Below are 19,610 nucleotides of genomic sequence, written 5' to 3' on the forward strand. Positions count from 1 at the left end.
TAGAACAAAGGAGTGTTATTGATATGATAAACAGAGCAATTTTGATAGTACTTGACAGTGTAGGAGCAGGCGAGCTTCCCGATGCTGCCAATTATGGTGATGTAGGCAGTAATACACTAAAAAACATATATAAAAATATAAATAATTTTTCACTTCACAACTTAGAGAAATTAGGACTGTTAAATATTGACGGCTTTGAGGACATTAAAAAAACAGATTCATATACCGGCTCAATAGCTAAATGCAATGAACAATCAAAGGGGAAGGATACTACTACAGGGCATTGGGAAATCAGCGGCATAATTTTAGATAACCCATTCCCGACGTATCCTGATGGTTTCCCGGAAGATTTAATTAAAGAATTTGAAAATAGGGCAGGAAGAAAAACTATAGGCAACTATGCTGCCTCCGGAACAGAAATAATTAAAGAACTTGGCAGGGAGCATGTTGAAACAGGCAGCTTGATAGTTTATACCTCTGCAGACAGCGTATTTCAAATTGCAGCACATGAAGATGTAGTGCCTCTTGATGAATTGTATAAAATTTGTGAAATCGCAAGAGAACTGCTTCACGGAGAGCATGGAGTAGGAAGAGTAATTGCAAGACCATTCATTGGAACGGAAGGCAACTATACGAGAACAGGAAATCGCAGAGACTTTTCACTAATTCCACCAAGTGATACATTGCTTGACTATGTAAAGAACAACAATATGGAGGTCTTTGCAATCGGAAAAATTGAAGACATATTTGTAAATAAGGGAATAACAAGATCAAACCATACTCATAACAATGAAGAAGGCATAGAAGCAACCATAGAAGCAATTAAAGAAGATTTTAAAGGGCTTATATTTACCAACCTTGTTGATTTTGATATGATTTACGGTCACAGAAACAATATTGAAGGTTATGCTGATGCCTTAAAATATTTTGATGATAAGCTTCCTGAAATAATTGAAAGCTTAAGGGATGATGATGTTCTTATTATAACAGCGGATCACGGCTGTGACCCGACAACAGAAAGCACTGACCATTCAAGAGAATATATACCGTTAATATTTTACGGGAAGCATATTAAGAAAAATAACAACCTTGGAATTCTTGATTCCTTTGCAGACATAGGCAAAACAATACTTGAATTATTAAAAATAGAGAATAAAACTGCCGGAAACAGTGCAGCAGGAAATATATTAAAGTGATTATCCAGGAAATAGCCAAAATATATATTTATTCGACAAAATGCATTATTTACGGATAGCTGTATTTACGTAGCCGGAAGCATTTGTGTACTTTATTAAAAATAGCATAAATCGGTGTCTATCAAACAGGACACTGATTTATGCTTAATATATATTAGGCATAGTATTAAAAGTTTTCTTAATTATTTTCTTCTTTTATTCTTGCTGCTATTCTTTTTCTCATCCTGCCTATTGCTTGTTTACTTACTCCGATTATCTGTGCAGTTTCAGTATCTGAATAACCATAAATAAAAATACATGTAAAAACTCTTTTTTGCTTTTTACTTAAACAGTTAAGCGTATTTATAATTTCTATATTTTTTGTAGGCGATTCCAATTGTTTTTGATCTATATAATCAATAATATCAATATCAGACAATACTTCATGAGAATTAATATAAAAATTCTTCTTAGATAGCCGAATGTATTCATGTTTTATACTTAGATAAATATACTTTTCAAAAGCTTTTTCTTCAAGTTTTTTTAACTTGCTTAAATTTAGAGTTTTCATTAGTGTCAGTAAAAAAATATTCAAATCTGTTTCTGCGCATTCATAATTCAGTTTTCTGGAATAATATTTTATAGTATTTCTGAACTTTTCTATCAATAACAACTTACTTTCTTCATTGTTGTTTTGTGCAGATACAAATATTCCAATACACTCAATCCCTATCTTCAGATTTTTAAATTCTGCCTTCTATTGTATATATAGCAAATTAGCGAGAAATCTGTCGATTATTTAGAAAATAGGGGTAGTTTAATATAAGTCCGGTAAATATTGGAACTTTTCATATGTTATTATCGTCTTATATATAAATATAAAATCTATTCTGGAGGAATTATGTTAAAGAAAAAAAAACTTTTTATTATTATATTTGTATTATTATTGACTGTTTCAGGATGCGGAAGCATGGAGATAAAGAACAACAAAAATGGAATACCTGACAAAAACCTATATAATGCACTGCTGGCTATTTCCGGAAAGGATGCACTGTTTAGGGATGATTTTGTAGGAGAGACAGAGCTTAATCTTTGGAATCTAAACATATCTACTATAGAAGGCTTGGATAAGCTGAACCTGTCTGATGTAAAAGAATTAAAATTAAGTGAAAACAATATTATTTCAATTCACTATAAATCTCTTGGAAACCTCAGAAATCTGGAAAAATTGGAACTAAACCATAACAATATGGAGAAAATCAGTCTCAAAAACCTAAATAAATTAAAGGAGCTTGATTTATCCGGCAGTAATTTTAAAAATCCGGATAACATACAAATACAAAATTTAAATTCGCTTGAAGAGCTGTTGTTAGACGGAGCCTTATACTTTGAATTTGATAAAGGATTGTTTGAAGGGCTCGTCAGCTTAAAATATATACGTTTAACCAACAACGAAATAAAAAGTATAAAAAACAATACGTTTGATGGACTGACCAAGCTTGAACGAATTACTGCACATACCAGCAAGATAAATAACATAGAGCCAGATGCTTTTGCAGGTGCTTCTTCTCTTAATGAATTGGAATTATCAAGCAATCAGTTGAAATCTTTTAATGTATCCAATATTCCGAACCTTAAAAAGCTTACTTTATCATCCAATTCAATACGTTCATTGCAAGACATCAGCTTTACCAGTTTTCCTGATATTCAGGAGCTAAATTTGCATAATAACGCTATTGCGAAGATTGATAAAATTGATTTTAAAGATGCTGCAAGCTTGAAAATACTTTCACTTGAAAGCAACCTTCTGTCCGAACTGATGAGCGACGCTTTTTTATATTTAAATAGCTTGGAGCAATTGTCTCTCGGCAGGAATAACCTAACAGAATTGCCGCCCGGCATATTTTCAAATCTAAGCAGTCTGAAGCGACTGTATCTTCATGAAAACAAACTGTCGCAATTCTCCCATGATTATATTGAAGGACTCAAAAATCTCACATATCTGGATGTTTTTTCCAATGAAATTGCATATATTGATGATACTGTGTTTAAGGGAATGGAGAATCTTCAATACCTTAACATAAGAAAAAACAAGCTGACATCACTCCCTTCGCTGAAAAACCTGACAAACCTTAAATCTGAAGACTTTCATAACGGAGATTACTATATGACAACATGTTTCGCAGAAAACCAACTAACTAAAGAGGACTTTATAAGCAGCCTACCTGAACAGTTGCTGTCGGACGAAAAGTGGCTTGAACCTCAAATAAGGCTCCAAAATAATTAAGAAATAAACGGCTGTTAAAAGGCAGCCGTTTATTTCTAGTTTCTATTATTTTTTCTTATTTTTTTGTAGGAACTCTAAAACTCTTAATTGGAAATCTATTGTTAAATTCATCAGCATTTGTAGCATTTCCATAACCAGGAACAGTTGAAGGATCATAAACCTTAAATGGAGCAAGACTTGAATCTGCAGGGAAATAATTGCCATCAGGATCAACAGCTACTTTACCTTGAAATCCTCGAATAATTACAAAATGCGTGCTATAATCTGTTCCTTCACCATCATCCCCAAATAAGATAATAGGTTTTTTATTTAGCACTACATGGATAAAAAGCTTGAAAGCAGCATCTTCAGCATCTCTAACACTTTCGTGAGATATGCTATATGTGGGAAGCTTAGTCCAATCACATAACAAATCCTTCATATTATAATTTTCATATAGCATCTTCGGTGATTTTTTTTCCAGCATAGCACCGCAAGTAAGACCACATCCTGATTTGCCTATGGTAGATGTTTCGTCGCCTGTTCTTAATACTAAATCTTTCCAATCTTCTTCGTTCTGATAATATTGTTTTACATCCATTGAGATATTTATACTTATATAACCCATATTAATCACTCCATATATTTTTTCAAGACATATCAATACTGGTTGTTAATCATAACCGTATTAATTTGTCTTACATTATATAAAAAGATTATTTATTTCAAAAAGTAAACCTCTATAAAAAAATTATAATTAAAAATATGAACCGTGAAAGCAAGACAATTGTATAACTCAACCAAATATGGTTATTATAATTCATAAAAAGGAGGTAGTTTTTATGAAGAAAAAAATAGCCATATTTTTTTTAATGGCGTTAATTTTGAATTTAATGATAGTACCTGTATATGGAATTGAACCTGAAAGCTTACAGTCAAAAGCAGCTATTTTAATCAATGCTGATGACGGTAAAATATTGTTTGAAAAAAATGCACATGATAAAATGCAGCCGGCAAGTATTACTAAAATAATGCTGTTAGTTTTAATTTCAGAGAAAATGGAGAACGGTGAAATAACTCTTGACCAGGAGCTGACTGTATCGGAAAATGCAGCAGGTATGGGAGGCAGCCAGATATACTTAGAAGCAAATGAAACTCAGACGGTAGAAAATATGTTAAAAGCAATATCAATGAGATCTGCTAATGATGCTTCTGTAGCTATGGCAGAGTTTATGTATGGTTCTGTTGAAAGCTGTGTTAAAGCAATGAATGACAGAGCCAAAGAGCTTGGCATGAACAATACACATTTTGTAAATGTTACCGGATTGCCTGAGCCGGAGCACTTAACAACAGCAAATGATATTGCTATAATGTCTAAAGAGTTACTTAAATATAATTATGTAAATCCATATCTGTTAACATGGATGGATTCCGTATATGTAGGCAAGGAAAAGGATTCAGAACAAGTATTGGTTAATACAAACAGATTGATAAATAATTATGAAGGTCTTTTAGGAGGTAAGACAGGTTATACAACAGAAGCAAAATATTGTTTATCAGCATCGGCAAGAAGAAATGATACAACACTTATAGCAGTTGTTTTAGGCTGCGACAATACCAAGGTCAGATTTAATGAAACTACCAAGCTGTTAAACGAGGGCTTTGCAAACTTCAAAAATATATTGTTTCATAAAAAGGGCGAATTAGTAACAACTTCTCCGGTTTACTGCGGAAAGGAAGAAACATTTAATGTAGTAAGCAAAGAAAATATAAATTATTTTACAGAAAGTAATTGCAAGGCAGAGGATTTTAATTTAGAATATGTAATAGATGAAAAATTAAAAGCCCCATTAAATCAAGATGTAGCAATAGGAAAAGCAATTCTCTACAAGGATGGTCAACTACTTGGTGAATATGAGCTTTATCCTGAAAAAAACATTGAAAAAGAAGGGTTATTTAAATTTTACCACAAGAATTTTTTAAAAAATTATATTAAGTAACTGAGGTTGAACAATGGATTATTCCGTAAGTTTAAACGTATTTCAAGGACCCTTTGATTTACTTTATCATTTGATTGAAATAAAAGAAATTGATATTTACGATATACCCATATCGGAAATTACAGATCAATATATAGAATATTTAAACCAAATGATGCAGTTTAACATGAATGTAGCAAGTGAATTTATTTTGATGGCTTCAACGTTAATTGAAATTAAATCACAAATGCTGCTTCCTCAAAAGGAAAAGGAAGAGGATCCAAGAACAGATCTAATAAATAAACTTTTGGAATATAAATTGTTTAAGGAAGCTTCTGATAAACTTAAAAAATATGAAGATGAAAGCAGTTATTATTATTCTAAGCCAAGAGAAGAGTTAGCAATAACTTCGGACGTAAAGGTTGAGCAGCTTTCATTAAATGAGTTAAATATTTATGAGTTGTACAATATTTTTATGTCGCTTTTGAAAAATCAAAATTTGAAAGTAGTAGACGAAGAAAAGCTTAAGGTTTACAGAGAAAATTACAGTGTTAAAGATTGTGTTGATTCATTGTTGAAAAAGCTTAAAACTCACGGCCGTGTATCATTATTTTCGACATTTAAGGAAGTTGAACAAATAACCAAGGAATATGTTATAACGACATTTTTGGCAGTTTTAGAGCTTTCAAACAAGCACGGCATTAAAATATTTCAAGACGATACATACAGCGACATAATTATACTTTCATAGGAGACGAAAATGAACATTAAAAGTGTTTTGGAAAGCTTACTTTTTGCATGGGGAGAACCGTTAGGTCTAAGCGAAATTTCAAAAATATTAGATACTCCGGAAAGAAATATTTCCGATATATTGGATGAAATGATTGAACATTCGGTTAATAACAAGGATAGCGGCTTAATCATACAAAGATTTGGCAACTCATATCAAATAGCTACGAAAAAAGAAAACTATATGTATATTCAAAATCTGCTTCAAACGACGGTTAACAAAAGCCTGTCTACCGCGGCCATGGAAACCTTGTCTATAATTGCTTACAAGCAGCCGGTAACAAGAGTTGAAATAGAATTAATTCGTGGAGTTAAATGCTCAAATGTAGTTAAGGGTTTATTAGACAAAGAGCTTATAAAGGAAGTCGGCAAACTGGATAAACCGGGAAGACCAACCTTATACGCTACTACTGACGAATTTTTGAGACATTTCGGCTTGAATTCCATAAAGGAGCTTCCAAGCTTAAATATTGAGTCCGAGGAGGAAAAAGCAACGTAGCAACCGTTGCTTTTATTTGTTTTAATGGGAATATGGATAATTTTAATTATAGTTGGGGGACTATTTTTTATTTATTTCAATCTTAGGATAGGATGCAAAATAAATTTGACCTACTCTTATTTGAGATTGTATATAAGTTTAAGTATTTTAAAAAAAATATATACATTAGACAAAAAAATTTATTACCTTGATTTTATAAGTAAATTTTCAAAGAGATACGAAGATTTCAAGACAAAAAAATATTTTCCTTATTTAAAGAAATTAGCTAAGATCAGAAAATTTTTTATAATTAACAACATATTTATTTATCCCGAATGCTTCGATAATTTATCATCCTTTGCTATTGAATTTACAATAGTCAATAAAATAATCAAAAGACCTTTGCTTCGAATATGAATTCAATAAGGTCTTGCTCGCCGTTCAATGATTTAGTTATATTTCTCCTGAATTCAGGGCATACTTATTATGTAAATATAACTTTGAAAGGGGATACCATGAGTAACGATATTGAAAGCATTATAAAAACAACCTTAGATAATATCAATAATCTGACTGAAAATGAAAAACTTATAAGCAGCAAGATTACCTATGATAATACTAATTATCTTGCCATTTCCAAACTTAATATGAATTTTGTAATAGGAGGAAGTGATATTGACAAGAAATTCAGAAGTGTCGACCTTAAGCCCTTTGCAGGAGCTGCTTACGTTAATTTACAGTTGAATCCGCAAATTCTGATTTATGAAACAAATAATAAAGACGTGAGAACAATAAATATTAACAATGAAACAACTGCAGGTGATATTACGTCTTCAATATTAAATATAATGGCATTCATAAAGGAAATAAGGGAGAAAAGAGATTGTGATTTATAAGAGATTTAAAATTTTATTATTAGTATCATGCTTTTTATTATATAGCAGCTTTATTTATAAAGCAGAAGCAATACCTGAGGTTTACGCTCAGTCATACATAGTGGTGGATGCAAAATCAGGACGAATTATAGGTTCAAGAAATCCGAATATGAAATTACCTATAGCAAGTACAACAAAAATAATGACAACAATTTTAGCTATTGAAAATATAGAGGATTACAATAAGAAAATTGAAGTTCCGTCTTCTTGTGTGGGAATAGAAGGTTCAAGCATATACTTAAAACCAAATCAAAAGGTATCAATTATAGATTTGTTATATGGTACAATGCTGCGTTCAGGTAACGATGCTGCACAAACCTTGGCAGAATTTGCAGGAAGTAAAAATGATGGCGGATTCATCGAAATGATGAACACAAAGGCAAGAGAATTAGGCGCATTTAACAGTAATTTTGTAAATCCTCACGGATTAAGCAGCGATAATCATTATTCAACTGCATATGATTTAGCGGTAATCAGCAGCCATGCAATAAAAAATGAACTATTCAAAGAAATTACCTCTGCGGAGAAATATAAGGCAGACAGCCTAAATACTTATCTTTATAACAAAAATAAAGTAGTTTATGAATACGAATACGGAACCGGCATTAAAATTGGTTATACCAAAGCAGCAGGGCGGTGCTTGGTTGCATCTGCAGAAAAGGATGGTACTGAAATTATTGCAGTTGTACTTAACGATAACAATTGGTTTCAGGACTGCTATAAAATATTTGACTGGGCATTTGAAAATTATAAAAGCTATCAAATAGTTGAACAAGGACAATTTGCAGGCAGGACAACGGACGGAACACCTGTCTTTATCGACCGAAGCTTCAGTTATATACTAACCGATGAAGAAAAAGAAAAAATAAGACTCGAAAGCGAAATTACCGTTCCACACATTATAAATAATCGGCGAACTAACATATGCGGTACATTTAGAGTTTATATAGGTGATGAATTAATTCATACCGGAAGCTTAGTAAGTAATTACTAAGTTTTTTTCTTATTTGCAGTAAATAACAATATATAATATAATGTAAGCAGAAAAAATATACAGGAGTTTAATTTGGAAAGATTACAAAAATATATTGCAAGCTGCGGAATAACCTCAAGGCGCAAAGCAGAGGAATTGATTTTAAACGGTCATGTTAAAGTAAACGGTGTAACAATAAACGAGCTTGGTACTAAAATCGATCCTGATAAGGATATTGTCACTGTTAACGACAAACGAATTACCGAAAAAAATGAGTTTGTCTATATTAAACTTAATAAGCCCACAGGTTATATAACTACGGTTAAGGACCAATTTGGACGGAAGACCGTCTTGGATTTAATTAATGTAAAAGAAAGGATTTATCCTATAGGTCGGCTTGATTTCAATACCTCAGGACTTTTATTATTAACTAACGACGGAGAGCTTGCAAACAAGCTTATGCATCCAAAGTACCACATTTATAAAACCTATATAGCAGACGTCAGGGGACAAGTCAGTGAAGAAAGCTTGCAAAAGCTTAGAACCGGCGTACATATAGAGGATTATAAAACATCCCCGGCAAAAGCGAAATTAATTGAGCTTAAAGATAATAAATCGACTGTACAAATAAGTATCTATGAGGGGAAAAACAGACAAGTCAGAAAAATGATGGACGCAGTTGGTCATCCTGTTTTGTCCTTAAAGAGAATATCATTTGGTGAGATAAATTTAGCAAATCTGAAGTCAGGTGAATGGGCATATTTAAGCAATAACGAAATTAATTTTCTTAAAAAGGGGTAATAAAATTAATGAATGATAAGTACGGAAAAATAGTTTCTTTTATTCATACATTAATCAAGCTGAGCTACATGGGTCAGGACAATTTAAATTTAGTTGATGCAACCTGCGGTAATGGATTTGATACATTGTTTTTATGTAATGTGGCAGGCAAGACGGGTCATGTTATTGGTTTCGATATACAAAAAGAGGCAATTGAACGAACAAATGACTTATTGAAAAGAAGCTTGGACTACGTCAACTACAAAATTATTAACGACTCCCACGAGTTTATCAATAAATATATTTCTTCTCTTGATGTATGCATATTTAATTTAGGATATCTGCCGCAATCTGATAAAAAAATAAGAACTGACGGAGATACGACGGTTGCTGCAATTAATAGCATGCTCTCCTTATTAAATACAAACGGAAGGATATACATAACCGCATATATTACTCACGACACAGGAGAGGAATATACGAAAATCTCTGAATTTTTAACTGACTTAAACAATTCTGAATACAATGTGCTTCACATCAGCTTAATTAATAAAGCAAACAGTCCTCCAGAAATTTTCATCGTAGAAAAAAATGCATGATAGGTTAAAAAACTGTCCTGCATTTTTATTGTTTTACATACAATTATTATTAAAGTAATACGTTTTCTTTTATTGTTTTTGCATATAATGAATTCATTCCTGCAAATAATCAATTTGTTGAAATATTTCTTGCAAAGCTTTTTTTTTGTGGTATCATAAGGATAGGGAGTGGAATAGAGGAGGATGTTATATGTCTAATAAAAATGATAATAAAGTGCTTCTGCAAAATATGGACTGGTGCAAGGGCTGTGGAGTATGTGTAGGCTTTTGTCCTACAAAGACATTAATAATCGAAAATGATAAATGCATAATTGCTTATCCGGAAAAATGCATTTTTTGCGGTCAATGCGAGCTACGATGTCCAGATAACGCTATTTGGATTACAGCAGGAGGAAAAGAAAATGAGCAATAATAATATTTATAAACTAATTCAAGGAAATGAAGCATGTGTTGAAGGAGCATTAGCGGCAGGCATGAGATTTTATGCAGGATATCCCATTACACCATCAACTGAAATAGCTGAAATATCCGCTCAAAAATTACCTATAATAGGCGGCAAATTTATACAAATGGAAGATGAAATAGCAAGTATAGCAGCAATTATCGGAGGTTCACTTGCCGGCTTAAAATCAATGACTGCTACAAGCGGACCGGGATTTTCATTAATGCAGGAAAATATCGGATATGCGGCAATTGCTGAAATACCTTGCGTTATTGTAAACGTACAAAGAGGTGGTCCCTCTACAGGCATGCCTACTTCACCTGCACAGGGTGATGTTATGCAGGCAAAGTGGGGAACTCACGGAGACCATCCTGCAGTTGCATTAACTCCAAACTCAGTACAGGAAACTTACGAATATACGATAAAAGCATTTAATATAGCAGAAAAATACAGAACACCGGTTGTTATGCTAATGGATGAAACCGTAGGCCACATGAGAGAAAAGTTAAAATTTAAAAATTTATCAGAAATTGAAATATTAGACAGAAAAAAACCTACTTGCAGTTCCGAAGAATATGTGGCATACAAGCCTGATGAAGACATGATACCTAAAATGGCATCCTTCGGAGAAGGTTACCGCTATCACGTAACCGGATTAACCCACGGCGAAGACGGCTTTCCGACTAATAACAATGAAATTTCAAGTAAGCTTATACAAAGAATAGTAGACAAGATAGAAAAAAATATAGACGATATATCTTATTATGATGAATATAAATTGGAGGATGCCGAAATAGCAATTGTTGCTTACGGCGGAGTATCAAGATCTGCAAAAAGTGCAGTGGATGAAATGCGTGAAAAAGGTATTAAAATAGGAATGTTCAGACCTATAACCATTTGGCCGTTCATAGAAAAACAGATTAAAAGCGTTTCAGAAAAAGTAAAAGAAATATATGTTGCTGAGATGAATTTGGGTCAATATAGCTTAGAAGTTGAAAGAGCTGCATGCAAGAACTGTACAGTTAACAAAATTAATAAAGTAAACGGAGAATTGATTACTCCACAGGAAATTATTGATGCCGTAACAGGAGGTAAAAAATAATGAATTGCAGCGACATTACACAAAAATATTACAGAGTAGAAAAATTAACTCACATATGGTGTCCCGGATGCGGTCACGGAACATTGATGAATGCTGTAGTCAGAGCTATAGATAAATTAGGACTGAATAAAGATGACGTCGTTGTAGTTTCAGGTATAGGATGTTCTTCAAGAGCGCCAGGATACATGGATTTTAATACTCTGCATACAACTCACGGTCGTGCCCTTGCTTTTGCCACCGGAATTAAGATGGCAAATCCCAAACTTCACGTTATTGTAATCATGGGAGACGGCGACAGCTCTGCAATAGGCGGTAATCATTTAATTCATGCTGCCAGAAGGAACATAGACATTACAACAATCGTATTTAATAACAATATATATGGTATGACAGGAGGACAATATTCTCCGACAACACCAACCGCTGATTTTGCCACTACTGCCCCATTCGGAAATATTGATGTTCCGTTTGACTTATGTAAATTGGCAAAGGGAGCGGGTTCAACCTTTGTCGGAAGGGCAACCGCTTATCATACACCTTTAATGCAAAAGCTTGTTGAAAAAGGATTACAAAATAAAGGTTTCTCTTTTATAGAAGGCTTAAGTCTATGTCCGACATATTACGGAAGAAAGAACAAAAAAGGTAATGCCTTTAATATGCATAACTTCTTTAAAGATAATTGTGTAGATTTAAAGGTTGTTGAAAAAAATCCTGAAAAAGGCGAAAATAAAATTTTAATCGGCGAATTTTTCAATGAACCAAAACCTGAATACACTGAAAGCTATCAGGTAATTGTTGATAAATTCAAAGAGTTAAGGAGGGATTAGTTTGTTTAATAAAATAGAAATTAGATTAAGCGGTTCCGGAGGTCAGGGAATTATACTTGCAGCCATAATTTTGGCTGATGCTGCAATAGAACAAGGAATTAATGCCATTCAAACTCAATCCTACGGTCCTGAAGCTCGTGGAGGGGCCAGCAAGGCAGAAGTTATCATCAGTAAAAACGAAATAAACTTTCCAAAAGTAGTTACACCAAACATTTTATTATGTCTAACACAAAGTTCTTATGATAAATATGTTGCAACTTTAAATAAAAATGGTATACTTATAGTCGATGAATGTGTTAATGTTAATATGGATGCTGATTATAAAATTTATAAGCTGCCTATATTAGAAACGGCTCAAAGCAAGTTAGGAACAAGCATGGTTTCTAATATAATTTCTGTAGGTGCATTATATGCACTCATCGGTGAGGATGTTATCAGTAAGGATGTAATGATTAATTCAATTACACACAGAGTTCCTCCCGTTACCGTTAATAAAAACTTAGATGCTTTTGAAGAGGGTATTAAATTAATAAAAGGATGATTTTATGAGTAACAGCAATGATTTAATCAACTTAATAAACAGTAATTACTATAAATTCAGCAAGGGACAAAAGCAAATAGCTCAATTTATAATTGACCACTATGATAAAGCAGCATTTATGACTGCCGCTAAAATAGGGGAAACCGTTGATGTCAGTGAATCAACAGTAGTGCGATTTGCAAGTACCATTGGATATTCAGGTTTCCCTGAATTACAAAAAGCCCTTCAAGTATTAATTAAAAACAAGCTGACGACAGTCCAAAGAATAAGTTTAGACAGTGATATTGTCAATGATAAAGACAAGCTTCATAAAAGGATACTTAAAAACGAAATGAATACTTTGCGAAGCTTGTATGAAACGATAGACACCAAAGAGCTTGATAAGGCAACGGATTTAATCATGAACGCTAATAAGGTATACATACTTGGCCTCAGAACTTCATCAACATTGTCTAATTACCTTGGGTTTTATCTCGATGTAATACTTGATAACGTTAAAGTTTTAAATAACAGTGGTGTAAATTCCCTTTATGAGGAAATTATTCGTATTAAAGAAACAGATGTTTTGATTGTTATAAGCTATCCGAGATATTCAAAAACAACTATTGAAGCAACGAAGTTCATCAAGGGACGCAATGCTAAAATTGTTGCAATCACCGATACAGAGTCCTCGCCGGTTTATAATCTTGCTGATATTTCACTTTTGGCAAAAAGCAATATAGTTTCATTTATTGATTCATTAGTTGTACCTCTCAGCTTAATAAACAATTTGATTATAAACATAGGTCTTCAGGAAAAAGACGACATAGTTGAATACTACAATAAGCTTGAACAGCTTTGGGATAACCATAGCATTTACCAAAATGAATAACGAAAACTTTAGGGGGATGGTTCTTTGTCCCCCTTTGTCGTACACAAAAAACTTGTTGTTATATTCTGCAATTTAATATATAATAATAAAGTGTTAATTTCAATAGTATGTGAGGAATAAAAATATGATAATTGCAATAGACGGTCCATCGGGAGCAGGTAAAAGTACTGTTGCAAAATTACTGAGCAATAAACTTAACTTTGAATATATCGATACCGGTGCAATGTATCGAGCTTTAGCATATAAGGCATACATAAACAAAATTGATATAAATGAAGAAAATTCTGATAAAATCAATGAAATGCTTAATTTAACGACAGTAGATTATTATGACAATAATATTTATTTAGACGGTCAAAATGTGGAATGTTTAATAAGGGATGAAATAGTATCTATTAATGCTTCCAAAATATCGGCTTTAGGTAACGTTCGAAATAAAATGGTTGATTTACAAAGAAAAATTGCAGAAAATAAAAATGTAATATTAGACGGAAGAGACATAGGTACTGTTGTTTTTCCGAATGCCGATTATAAGTTTTTTGTTACGGCTTCTGAAGAAGTACGAGCTGTCAGAAGATATAATCAGTTAGTTGCAAGCAACAAGGACGTCGTTTTTGAAAATATTCTTACAGATATAAAAAAACGTGACGAACAGGACTCTTCAAGAAAAATTTCTCCTTTAAAGATAGCTGATGATGCTATTTTAATAGATACCTCAGATATGAGTTTAGAAGAAACAGTAAATAAGTTAGCTGACATCATCGGAGGACGTAATGTTTTATAAAATAATAGTTGCTATACTTAAATTTTTAGTATTTATCGTATTTGATTTAAAAGTACACAACGCTGAAAGAATTAATGGCACAAAAGACGGCTTAATTGCTTGCGGTAATCATATATCAATGATTGACCCTGTTATATTAGCCGTTTCTTCAAAACGTCAAATTCACTTTATGGGTAAAAAAGAATTATTTGAAAATAAGTTTTTGAGATTTATTTTTAAAAGCTTGGGGGCTTTCCCGGTTGACAGACATGGAATATCCTTATCAGCTATTAAAAGTTCTTTACATGTGCTTAATCAAAAAAAGGTGCTTGGAATTTTCCCTGAGGGAACAAGAGTTCTCAAATATAATGAAGACAATGCTAAGCCGGGGATAGCTCTTATCGCAAATAAAGCGAAGGTTAATATTTTACCTTTTTATATAAAAGGAACATATAAATTCAGAGGCAAAATTGAAATATTTTTCGGCGAAGAAATAAATTATTTCGAAAATTTTGACGGAAAAGCAAGTACTGAGAAATATGTTGAAATAGGCAAAGAAATATTAAGAAATATTTACAAATTGGAAGACAGGTAATAATATGAAAATTATCATTTCTGAATATAACGGTTTCTGCTCAGGTGTAAAAATAGCCGTAGATAAGGCAAATAAAACACTTGATAATGAAAAAAAGCTTTACAGCTATGGTGAAATAATACATAATAAAGATGTCATCGAAGAATTAAGCAATAAGGGTTTAGAAATAGTTTATAATATACCGGATAAAAATGACGCAAGATTATTAATCAGAGCTCACGGAGTAGGAAAGCAAATTATTGATGAATTAAATGAAAAAAATGTTGATTTTATTGATGCTACATGTGTAAAAGTCAAAAATATACATAAAATAGTTGAAGAATCTAAAAATAACGGATACAATATAATAATTACCGGTGACAAAAATCACCCGGAGGTTCTTGGAATATTAGGGTGGTGCAACAATGAAGCAACAGTAATAAGCACCGCAGAAGAATTTTTAAATATTGAAATTGATTTTAGTAAAAAGTATTGTCTTGTATCACAAACAACATTTAACACCGAAGAATTTCAAAAGATTGTTGATTTGATAGAAGAAAAAAAATACTTAAATATTGAAATACATAATACCATATGTAATGCAACAAGAAAAAGGCAGGAAGCGATCGTTGAGCTTGCTTCAAAATGTGATGTAATGCTTATTGTAGGCAGCAGGACCAGTTCAAATACAAAAAAATTGTATGAACTTAGTAAAAAAATCTGCCCTGACACATTCTTAATTGAAAATTATAAGGAAATACCTTATAACTATATTGATAAAAATACTATTGTGGGAGTATCCGCAGGAGCATCAGCTCCTGACAGGATAATTGAGGAGGTTATTAATATGTTGGAAAACCTAAATAACAACATGAATGAACAGGTTGAAAAAAACGAGCAAGAGAACGTGGGTTCTATGCACGAATTGCTTGAAAACTATGGTGGAGTATCTTATATCAGAACTGGTGAAAGAGTTAAAGGAACCGTTATATATGTAAATCCTGAAGCCATTTCTGTAAACATCAATTATAAATCAGACGGAATTATTACGAGAGACGAATATTCCTTATCAGAGGTTACAGATTTAACGAAAATGGTAAAAGAAGGAGACGAAATTGAAGCTCAGGTACTGAGAGTATCAGACCAGGACGGAAATGTAGTATTAACAAGAAAACCATTAGAAGAAAATAAAATCTGGAATGAGCTTGAAAAAATGAAAAACGAAAATACCGTAATAGAAACAACTATAATTGAAGCTTCACAATACGGTATTTACGGAAAAGTAAAAGGAATTAAAGGATTTATTCCAAGAAATCAAATTTCTATAAAAAGAAATGTTGATACGTCAGAATACGTTGGTAAAATACTGAAAGTAAATGTATTAGAAACTAAAAACAACAAAGGAAGAAGACAATTAGTTTTAACATCAAGAGCTGTTGAAAAAATAGAAAAAGAAATAAAAGATAAAGAAGTCTGGGAAAATATCAAAGAAGGCGAAATATATGAAGGTGTAGTTAAAAATATCCAGGATTACGGTGCATTTGTTGAAATTAACGGTATAGATGGATTGCTTCACATTAATGAAATCGCATGGACAAGAATTAAACATCCTTCTGAAGTTCTTAAGACAGGCGACAAAATAAGTGTAAAGGTAAAAAGTATAGATAAAGAAAATAAAAAGCTTTCACTTAGCTACAAAGCAACAATAAAAAGTCCTTGGTCATTATTTTTAGATAAGCATCAAAAAGGTGATGTAGTAACCGGCAAGGTTACAAGAATCGTAGATTTTGGCGCTTTCGTTGATATAGACGGAATAGAATGCCTTCTTCATATTAAGGATCTTGACTGGGCCAGAACTGAAAAAGTAACAGATGTATTACAGGAAGGTCAGGAGGTAACTGCTAAGATCTTAAATATTACTAGAAAAGACAGAAAAGTAAGCTTGGGATTAAAACAATTAACTGAACATCCTTTTGACGTTTATACTAAAAACATCAAAAAAGATGATGTAATATCTGTTGAAATTACTCGTATTTTATTAGACGGAGTACATGTGAACGTTAATGGAAACATTGACAGCTTTATTCCGATAGCAAGGGTATCAACAGAAAAATTAAGAACACCTGCACAAGTAGTTAAAGTTGGCGAAGTAAAGGATGCTAAAGTACTTGGAATTGATAATAAGGGCAAAACTCTAAGCTTGACATTTATATTGGAAGATAAAGGCGATGAATCTACAAATAATGATAATGTGGCATCTTATACGCCGGAAAAAACAAACTTTACTATCGGCGAATCTATAGGTGATGCTCTTGAGGATTTGTTAAAGTAAGTTAATACAACAGATTAGCGGTTAATTAGCGATAGATAAGCAATTGATGAGCGATTGATTTAAGTCGCAAACAATTGCTTTTTCTCTATGTTTTTCAATTACTAATTAGAAAGTAAATTTATAGTTATGGAGGGTAAAATGCTAAAGGAATTTTTAATTGACATATGCCAGACACAATTTGTTTCCGGTTTTGAGCATATTAACGGCGACAAATTAATTAAATATTTCGAACCATATACGGATACATATGAAAAGGACAAGATCGGAAGCTACATATTTAAATCCAACGGAACAAGTAATACCAAAATAATGCTTTCAGCACACATAGATGAAATCGGCTTAATGATAACTAAAATATTGGATGACGGCTTCTTAAGCTTTACTCAGGTCGGAGGAATAAATTCTGCTTCCTTAGTTGCTCAAGATGTAATTATTTACGGCAAAGAAAACGTGTCTGGAATAATAGGAATCAAGCCGCCACACGTGACACCCGCTGAAGACAGAGATAAAACATTAAAATTAAATGAACTGTACATAGATACAGGTTATCCAAAAGAAATACTTGAAAAATTAATAAGAGTAGGAGATATTGCAACCGTAAAAAGAGAATTGGTATCATTACAGGGTGATTTTATAACCGCAAAGGCCTTTGATGACAGGGCTTGCGTAGCTGTTATGCTAAAAGCAGCCAAAGAATTAAAAAAATTATCTCATAAAAGTAATATATATTATACTGCCTCAGTACAAGAAGAAACAGGATACAGGGGAGCCATTACTGCAAGCTATAAAATAAATCCGGATATAGCTATTGCATTAGATGTTACTCATGGAAAAGCTCCTGAAATGCCTTCAGATGCACCACAGCTTGGAAAAGGTCCTGCTGTTTGTATAGGAGGAAGATTAAATCCAAAGCTTACAAAGAAATTTATTGAGGTTTGTAATAATTATAATTACTCTTTCCAATATGAAGTAGCACCGGCTGCAACAGGCACCGATACAGAAGGTATTCAAATAAACAGAGAAGGCGTTCCTTGTATTTTATTGTCAATCCCATTAAGATATATGCATACATCCGTAGAAACAATAAGTTTAAAGGATGTGGAAACTACAGGCAAGGCAATAGCCCGATTCATCAATGAACTTGATAATTCTGATTTGGAGGAAATATTATGTTTTTAAAAGAATTAACTGAACTTTCCGGCGTATCAGGAAATGAATATGAAGTAAGAAATTATATAAAAAATAAATTAAAAGAAATAGATTGCGATTTTTATGTTGATAAACTTGGCAATGTTATAGCACACAATAAAGGCAAAAAAAACAAAACTATAATGGTAGCCGCTCATATGGATGAAGTAGGCTTAATCGTATCGCACATTGATTCCGACGGTTTTATTAAATTCCAGGCAGTCGGTGGTATAGACCAAAGAGTTTTAAATTCAAAGGTTGTGATTATCGGCGAAAATAAAATTACCGGAGTCATCGGTTCAAAAGCCGTTCATTTAATGAAGCATGACGAAAGAGAAAAATCAATCCCTATTGATAAGCTATATATAGATATAGGTACAGATTCAAAATCGGAAACCGAAAAGCTTGTTAACATAGGCGATTATATAACGTTTAAAAGCGATTATGTAGAATTCGGAGAAGATTTAATAAAAGCAAAGGCATTGGATGACCGTGCCGGCTGCAGCGCTTTGTTAGAGCTTTTAAACATGAAATTGGATGCAGATTTTTATGGAGTATTCACCGTTATGGAGGAAGTTGGATGCAGAGGGGCGCAAACTGCAGCATACAGCTTAGACCCTGATTTCAGTATAGTGTTGGAAGGTACAGTTTCTGCAGATATGCCCGAAGTAAAAGATCACTCAAAAGTAACTTCAATAGGCAAGGGAGCGACAATTTCCCTTATGGACAGTTCCACGCTTTATGATATAGATGAGGTTCGAAAAGTAGAAAAAATCGCATTAGAAAATAATATACCTTATCAGTTAAGAAAATCATCTGCAGGCGGTAATGATGCAGGGCCGATTCATAAAGCAAAGAACGGCTCCAAGGTTGTAGCTATATCCATTCCATGCAGATATATTCACTCATCGGTAAATGTTGCAAGCATAAATGATTATAACAGCGTTGTTCAATTAGCTAAATTAGTTGTATTAGATAATCAGAAAGGGGAATAAA

At 32.8% G+C, this 19,610-nt stretch carries 21 protein-coding genes; 19 read left to right on the plus strand and 2 right to left on the minus strand.

Features of this window, described 5'->3' with window-relative positions; translation table 11 throughout:
- Positions 1 to 26 precede the first annotated feature (26 nt).
- Positions 27 to 1,196, plus strand: a complete 1,170-nt coding sequence (locus RT412_RS04405; protein WP_313345710.1) for a phosphopentomutase — start codon at positions 27 to 29, stop codon at positions 1,194 to 1,196.
- A gap of 178 nt (positions 1,197 to 1,374) precedes the next feature.
- Here the strand turns inward: RT412_RS04405 and RT412_RS04410 are convergent, their stop codons facing one another.
- A complete protein-coding gene (locus RT412_RS04410; RefSeq protein WP_313413101.1) occupies positions 1,375 to 1,848 on the minus strand; it encodes a sigma factor-like helix-turn-helix DNA-binding protein in 474 nt (157 codons plus the stop codon).
- 228 nt (positions 1,849 to 2,076) lie between these two features.
- Here RT412_RS04410 and RT412_RS04415 point away from each other — a divergent pair, with 228 nt between their 5' ends.
- Entirely contained in the window at positions 2,077 to 3,462 is a 1,386-nt protein-coding gene (locus tag RT412_RS04415; protein WP_313345572.1) for a leucine-rich repeat protein, read from the plus strand.
- Positions 3,463 to 3,517: 55 nt separating this feature from the next.
- On the opposite strand, the gene RT412_RS04420 is transcribed toward RT412_RS04415, so the two are convergent.
- A complete protein-coding gene (locus tag RT412_RS04420) occupies positions 3,518 to 4,069 on the minus strand; it encodes a hypothetical protein (protein WP_313345574.1) in 552 nt (183 codons plus the stop codon).
- 214 nt (positions 4,070 to 4,283) lie between these two features.
- On the opposite strand from RT412_RS04420, the gene RT412_RS04425 reads away from it, so the two are divergent.
- The 17 genes from RT412_RS04425 to RT412_RS04505 all read left to right on the plus strand — a co-directional run bounded on the left by RT412_RS04425 (position 4,284) and on the right by RT412_RS04505 (position 19,609).
- A complete protein-coding gene (locus RT412_RS04425; protein ID WP_313345577.1) occupies positions 4,284 to 5,441 on the plus strand; it encodes a D-alanyl-D-alanine carboxypeptidase family protein in 1,158 nt (385 codons plus the stop codon).
- Between the two features lie 13 nt (positions 5,442 to 5,454).
- Positions 5,455 to 6,171: a segregation/condensation protein A gene (locus RT412_RS04430; protein ID WP_313345579.1), complete on the plus strand. Its 717-nt coding sequence runs from the start codon at positions 5,455 to 5,457 to the stop codon at positions 6,169 to 6,171.
- 9 nt (positions 6,172 to 6,180) lie between these two features.
- Entirely contained in the window at positions 6,181 to 6,708 is a 528-nt protein-coding gene (gene scpB, locus RT412_RS04435; RefSeq protein WP_313345581.1) for an SMC-Scp complex subunit ScpB, read from the plus strand.
- Positions 6,709 to 7,202: 494 nt separating this feature from the next.
- Positions 7,203 to 7,583, plus strand: a complete 381-nt coding sequence (locus RT412_RS04440; RefSeq protein WP_313345584.1) for a hypothetical protein — start codon at positions 7,203 to 7,205, stop codon at positions 7,581 to 7,583.
- Positions 7,573 to 8,616, plus strand: a complete 1,044-nt coding sequence (locus tag RT412_RS04445) for a D-alanyl-D-alanine carboxypeptidase family protein (RefSeq protein ID WP_313345587.1) — start codon at positions 7,573 to 7,575, stop codon at positions 8,614 to 8,616. Before RT412_RS04440 ends, RT412_RS04445 begins: the two co-directional genes overlap by 11 nt.
- Before the next feature lie 72 nt (positions 8,617 to 8,688).
- Positions 8,689 to 9,396: a pseudouridine synthase gene (locus RT412_RS04450; protein WP_313345589.1), complete on the plus strand. Its 708-nt coding sequence runs from the start codon at positions 8,689 to 8,691 to the stop codon at positions 9,394 to 9,396.
- Positions 9,397 to 9,404: 8 nt separating this feature from the next.
- Positions 9,405 to 9,974 (plus strand): class I SAM-dependent methyltransferase, encoded by a 570-nt coding sequence (locus RT412_RS04455; RefSeq protein ID WP_313345591.1) that lies wholly within the window; start codon positions 9,405 to 9,407, stop codon positions 9,972 to 9,974.
- A gap of 190 nt (positions 9,975 to 10,164) precedes the next feature.
- Entirely contained in the window at positions 10,165 to 10,386 is a 222-nt protein-coding gene (locus RT412_RS04460) for a 4Fe-4S binding protein (protein WP_313345594.1), read from the plus strand.
- A complete protein-coding gene (locus tag RT412_RS04465) occupies positions 10,376 to 11,518 on the plus strand; it encodes a 2-oxoacid:acceptor oxidoreductase subunit alpha (protein ID WP_313345597.1) in 1,143 nt (380 codons plus the stop codon). Before RT412_RS04460 ends, RT412_RS04465 begins: the two co-directional genes overlap by 11 nt.
- Entirely contained in the window at positions 11,518 to 12,345 is an 828-nt protein-coding gene (locus tag RT412_RS04470) for a 2-oxoacid:ferredoxin oxidoreductase subunit beta (protein ID WP_313345599.1), read from the plus strand. The genes RT412_RS04465 and RT412_RS04470 overlap by 1 nt, the downstream gene beginning before the upstream one ends.
- Before the next feature lies 1 nt (position 12,346).
- The gene (locus tag RT412_RS04475) at positions 12,347 to 12,886 is read left to right on the plus strand and encodes a 2-oxoacid:acceptor oxidoreductase family protein (RefSeq protein WP_313345601.1); all 540 of its coding nucleotides are present in this window, start codon (positions 12,347 to 12,349) and stop codon (positions 12,884 to 12,886) included.
- A gap of 4 nt (positions 12,887 to 12,890) precedes the next feature.
- The gene (locus tag RT412_RS04480; protein WP_313345603.1) at positions 12,891 to 13,757 is read left to right on the plus strand and encodes a MurR/RpiR family transcriptional regulator; all 867 of its coding nucleotides are present in this window, start codon (positions 12,891 to 12,893) and stop codon (positions 13,755 to 13,757) included.
- Positions 13,758 to 13,881: 124 nt separating this feature from the next.
- Positions 13,882 to 14,541 carry a (d)CMP kinase gene (gene cmk / locus RT412_RS04485; protein WP_313345605.1) on the plus strand — a complete coding sequence of 220 codons (660 nt, stop codon included), beginning with the start codon at positions 13,882 to 13,884 and terminating at the stop codon, positions 14,539 to 14,541.
- Positions 14,531 to 15,115: a lysophospholipid acyltransferase family protein gene (locus RT412_RS04490; protein WP_313345608.1), complete on the plus strand. Its 585-nt coding sequence runs from the start codon at positions 14,531 to 14,533 to the stop codon at positions 15,113 to 15,115. The genes cmk and RT412_RS04490 overlap by 11 nt, the downstream gene beginning before the upstream one ends.
- 4 nt (positions 15,116 to 15,119) lie before the next feature.
- The gene (gene ispH / locus RT412_RS04495; protein WP_313345610.1) at positions 15,120 to 17,426 is read left to right on the plus strand and encodes a 4-hydroxy-3-methylbut-2-enyl diphosphate reductase; all 2,307 of its coding nucleotides are present in this window, start codon (positions 15,120 to 15,122) and stop codon (positions 17,424 to 17,426) included.
- A 138-nt stretch (positions 17,427 to 17,564) separates the two neighbouring features.
- Entirely contained in the window at positions 17,565 to 18,605 is a 1,041-nt protein-coding gene (locus tag RT412_RS04500; protein WP_313345612.1) for a M20/M25/M40 family metallo-hydrolase, read from the plus strand.
- Positions 18,596 to 19,609 carry a M42 family metallopeptidase gene (locus RT412_RS04505; RefSeq protein WP_313345614.1) on the plus strand — a complete coding sequence of 338 codons (1,014 nt, stop codon included), beginning with the start codon at positions 18,596 to 18,598 and terminating at the stop codon, positions 19,607 to 19,609. Before RT412_RS04500 ends, RT412_RS04505 begins: the two co-directional genes overlap by 10 nt.
- Position 19,610: the final 1 nt, after the last annotated feature.

The sequence above is a fragment of the Sedimentibacter sp. genome (assembly GCF_032080165.1).
Lineage (GTDB): Bacteria > Bacillota > Clostridia > Tissierellales > Sedimentibacteraceae > Sedimentibacter.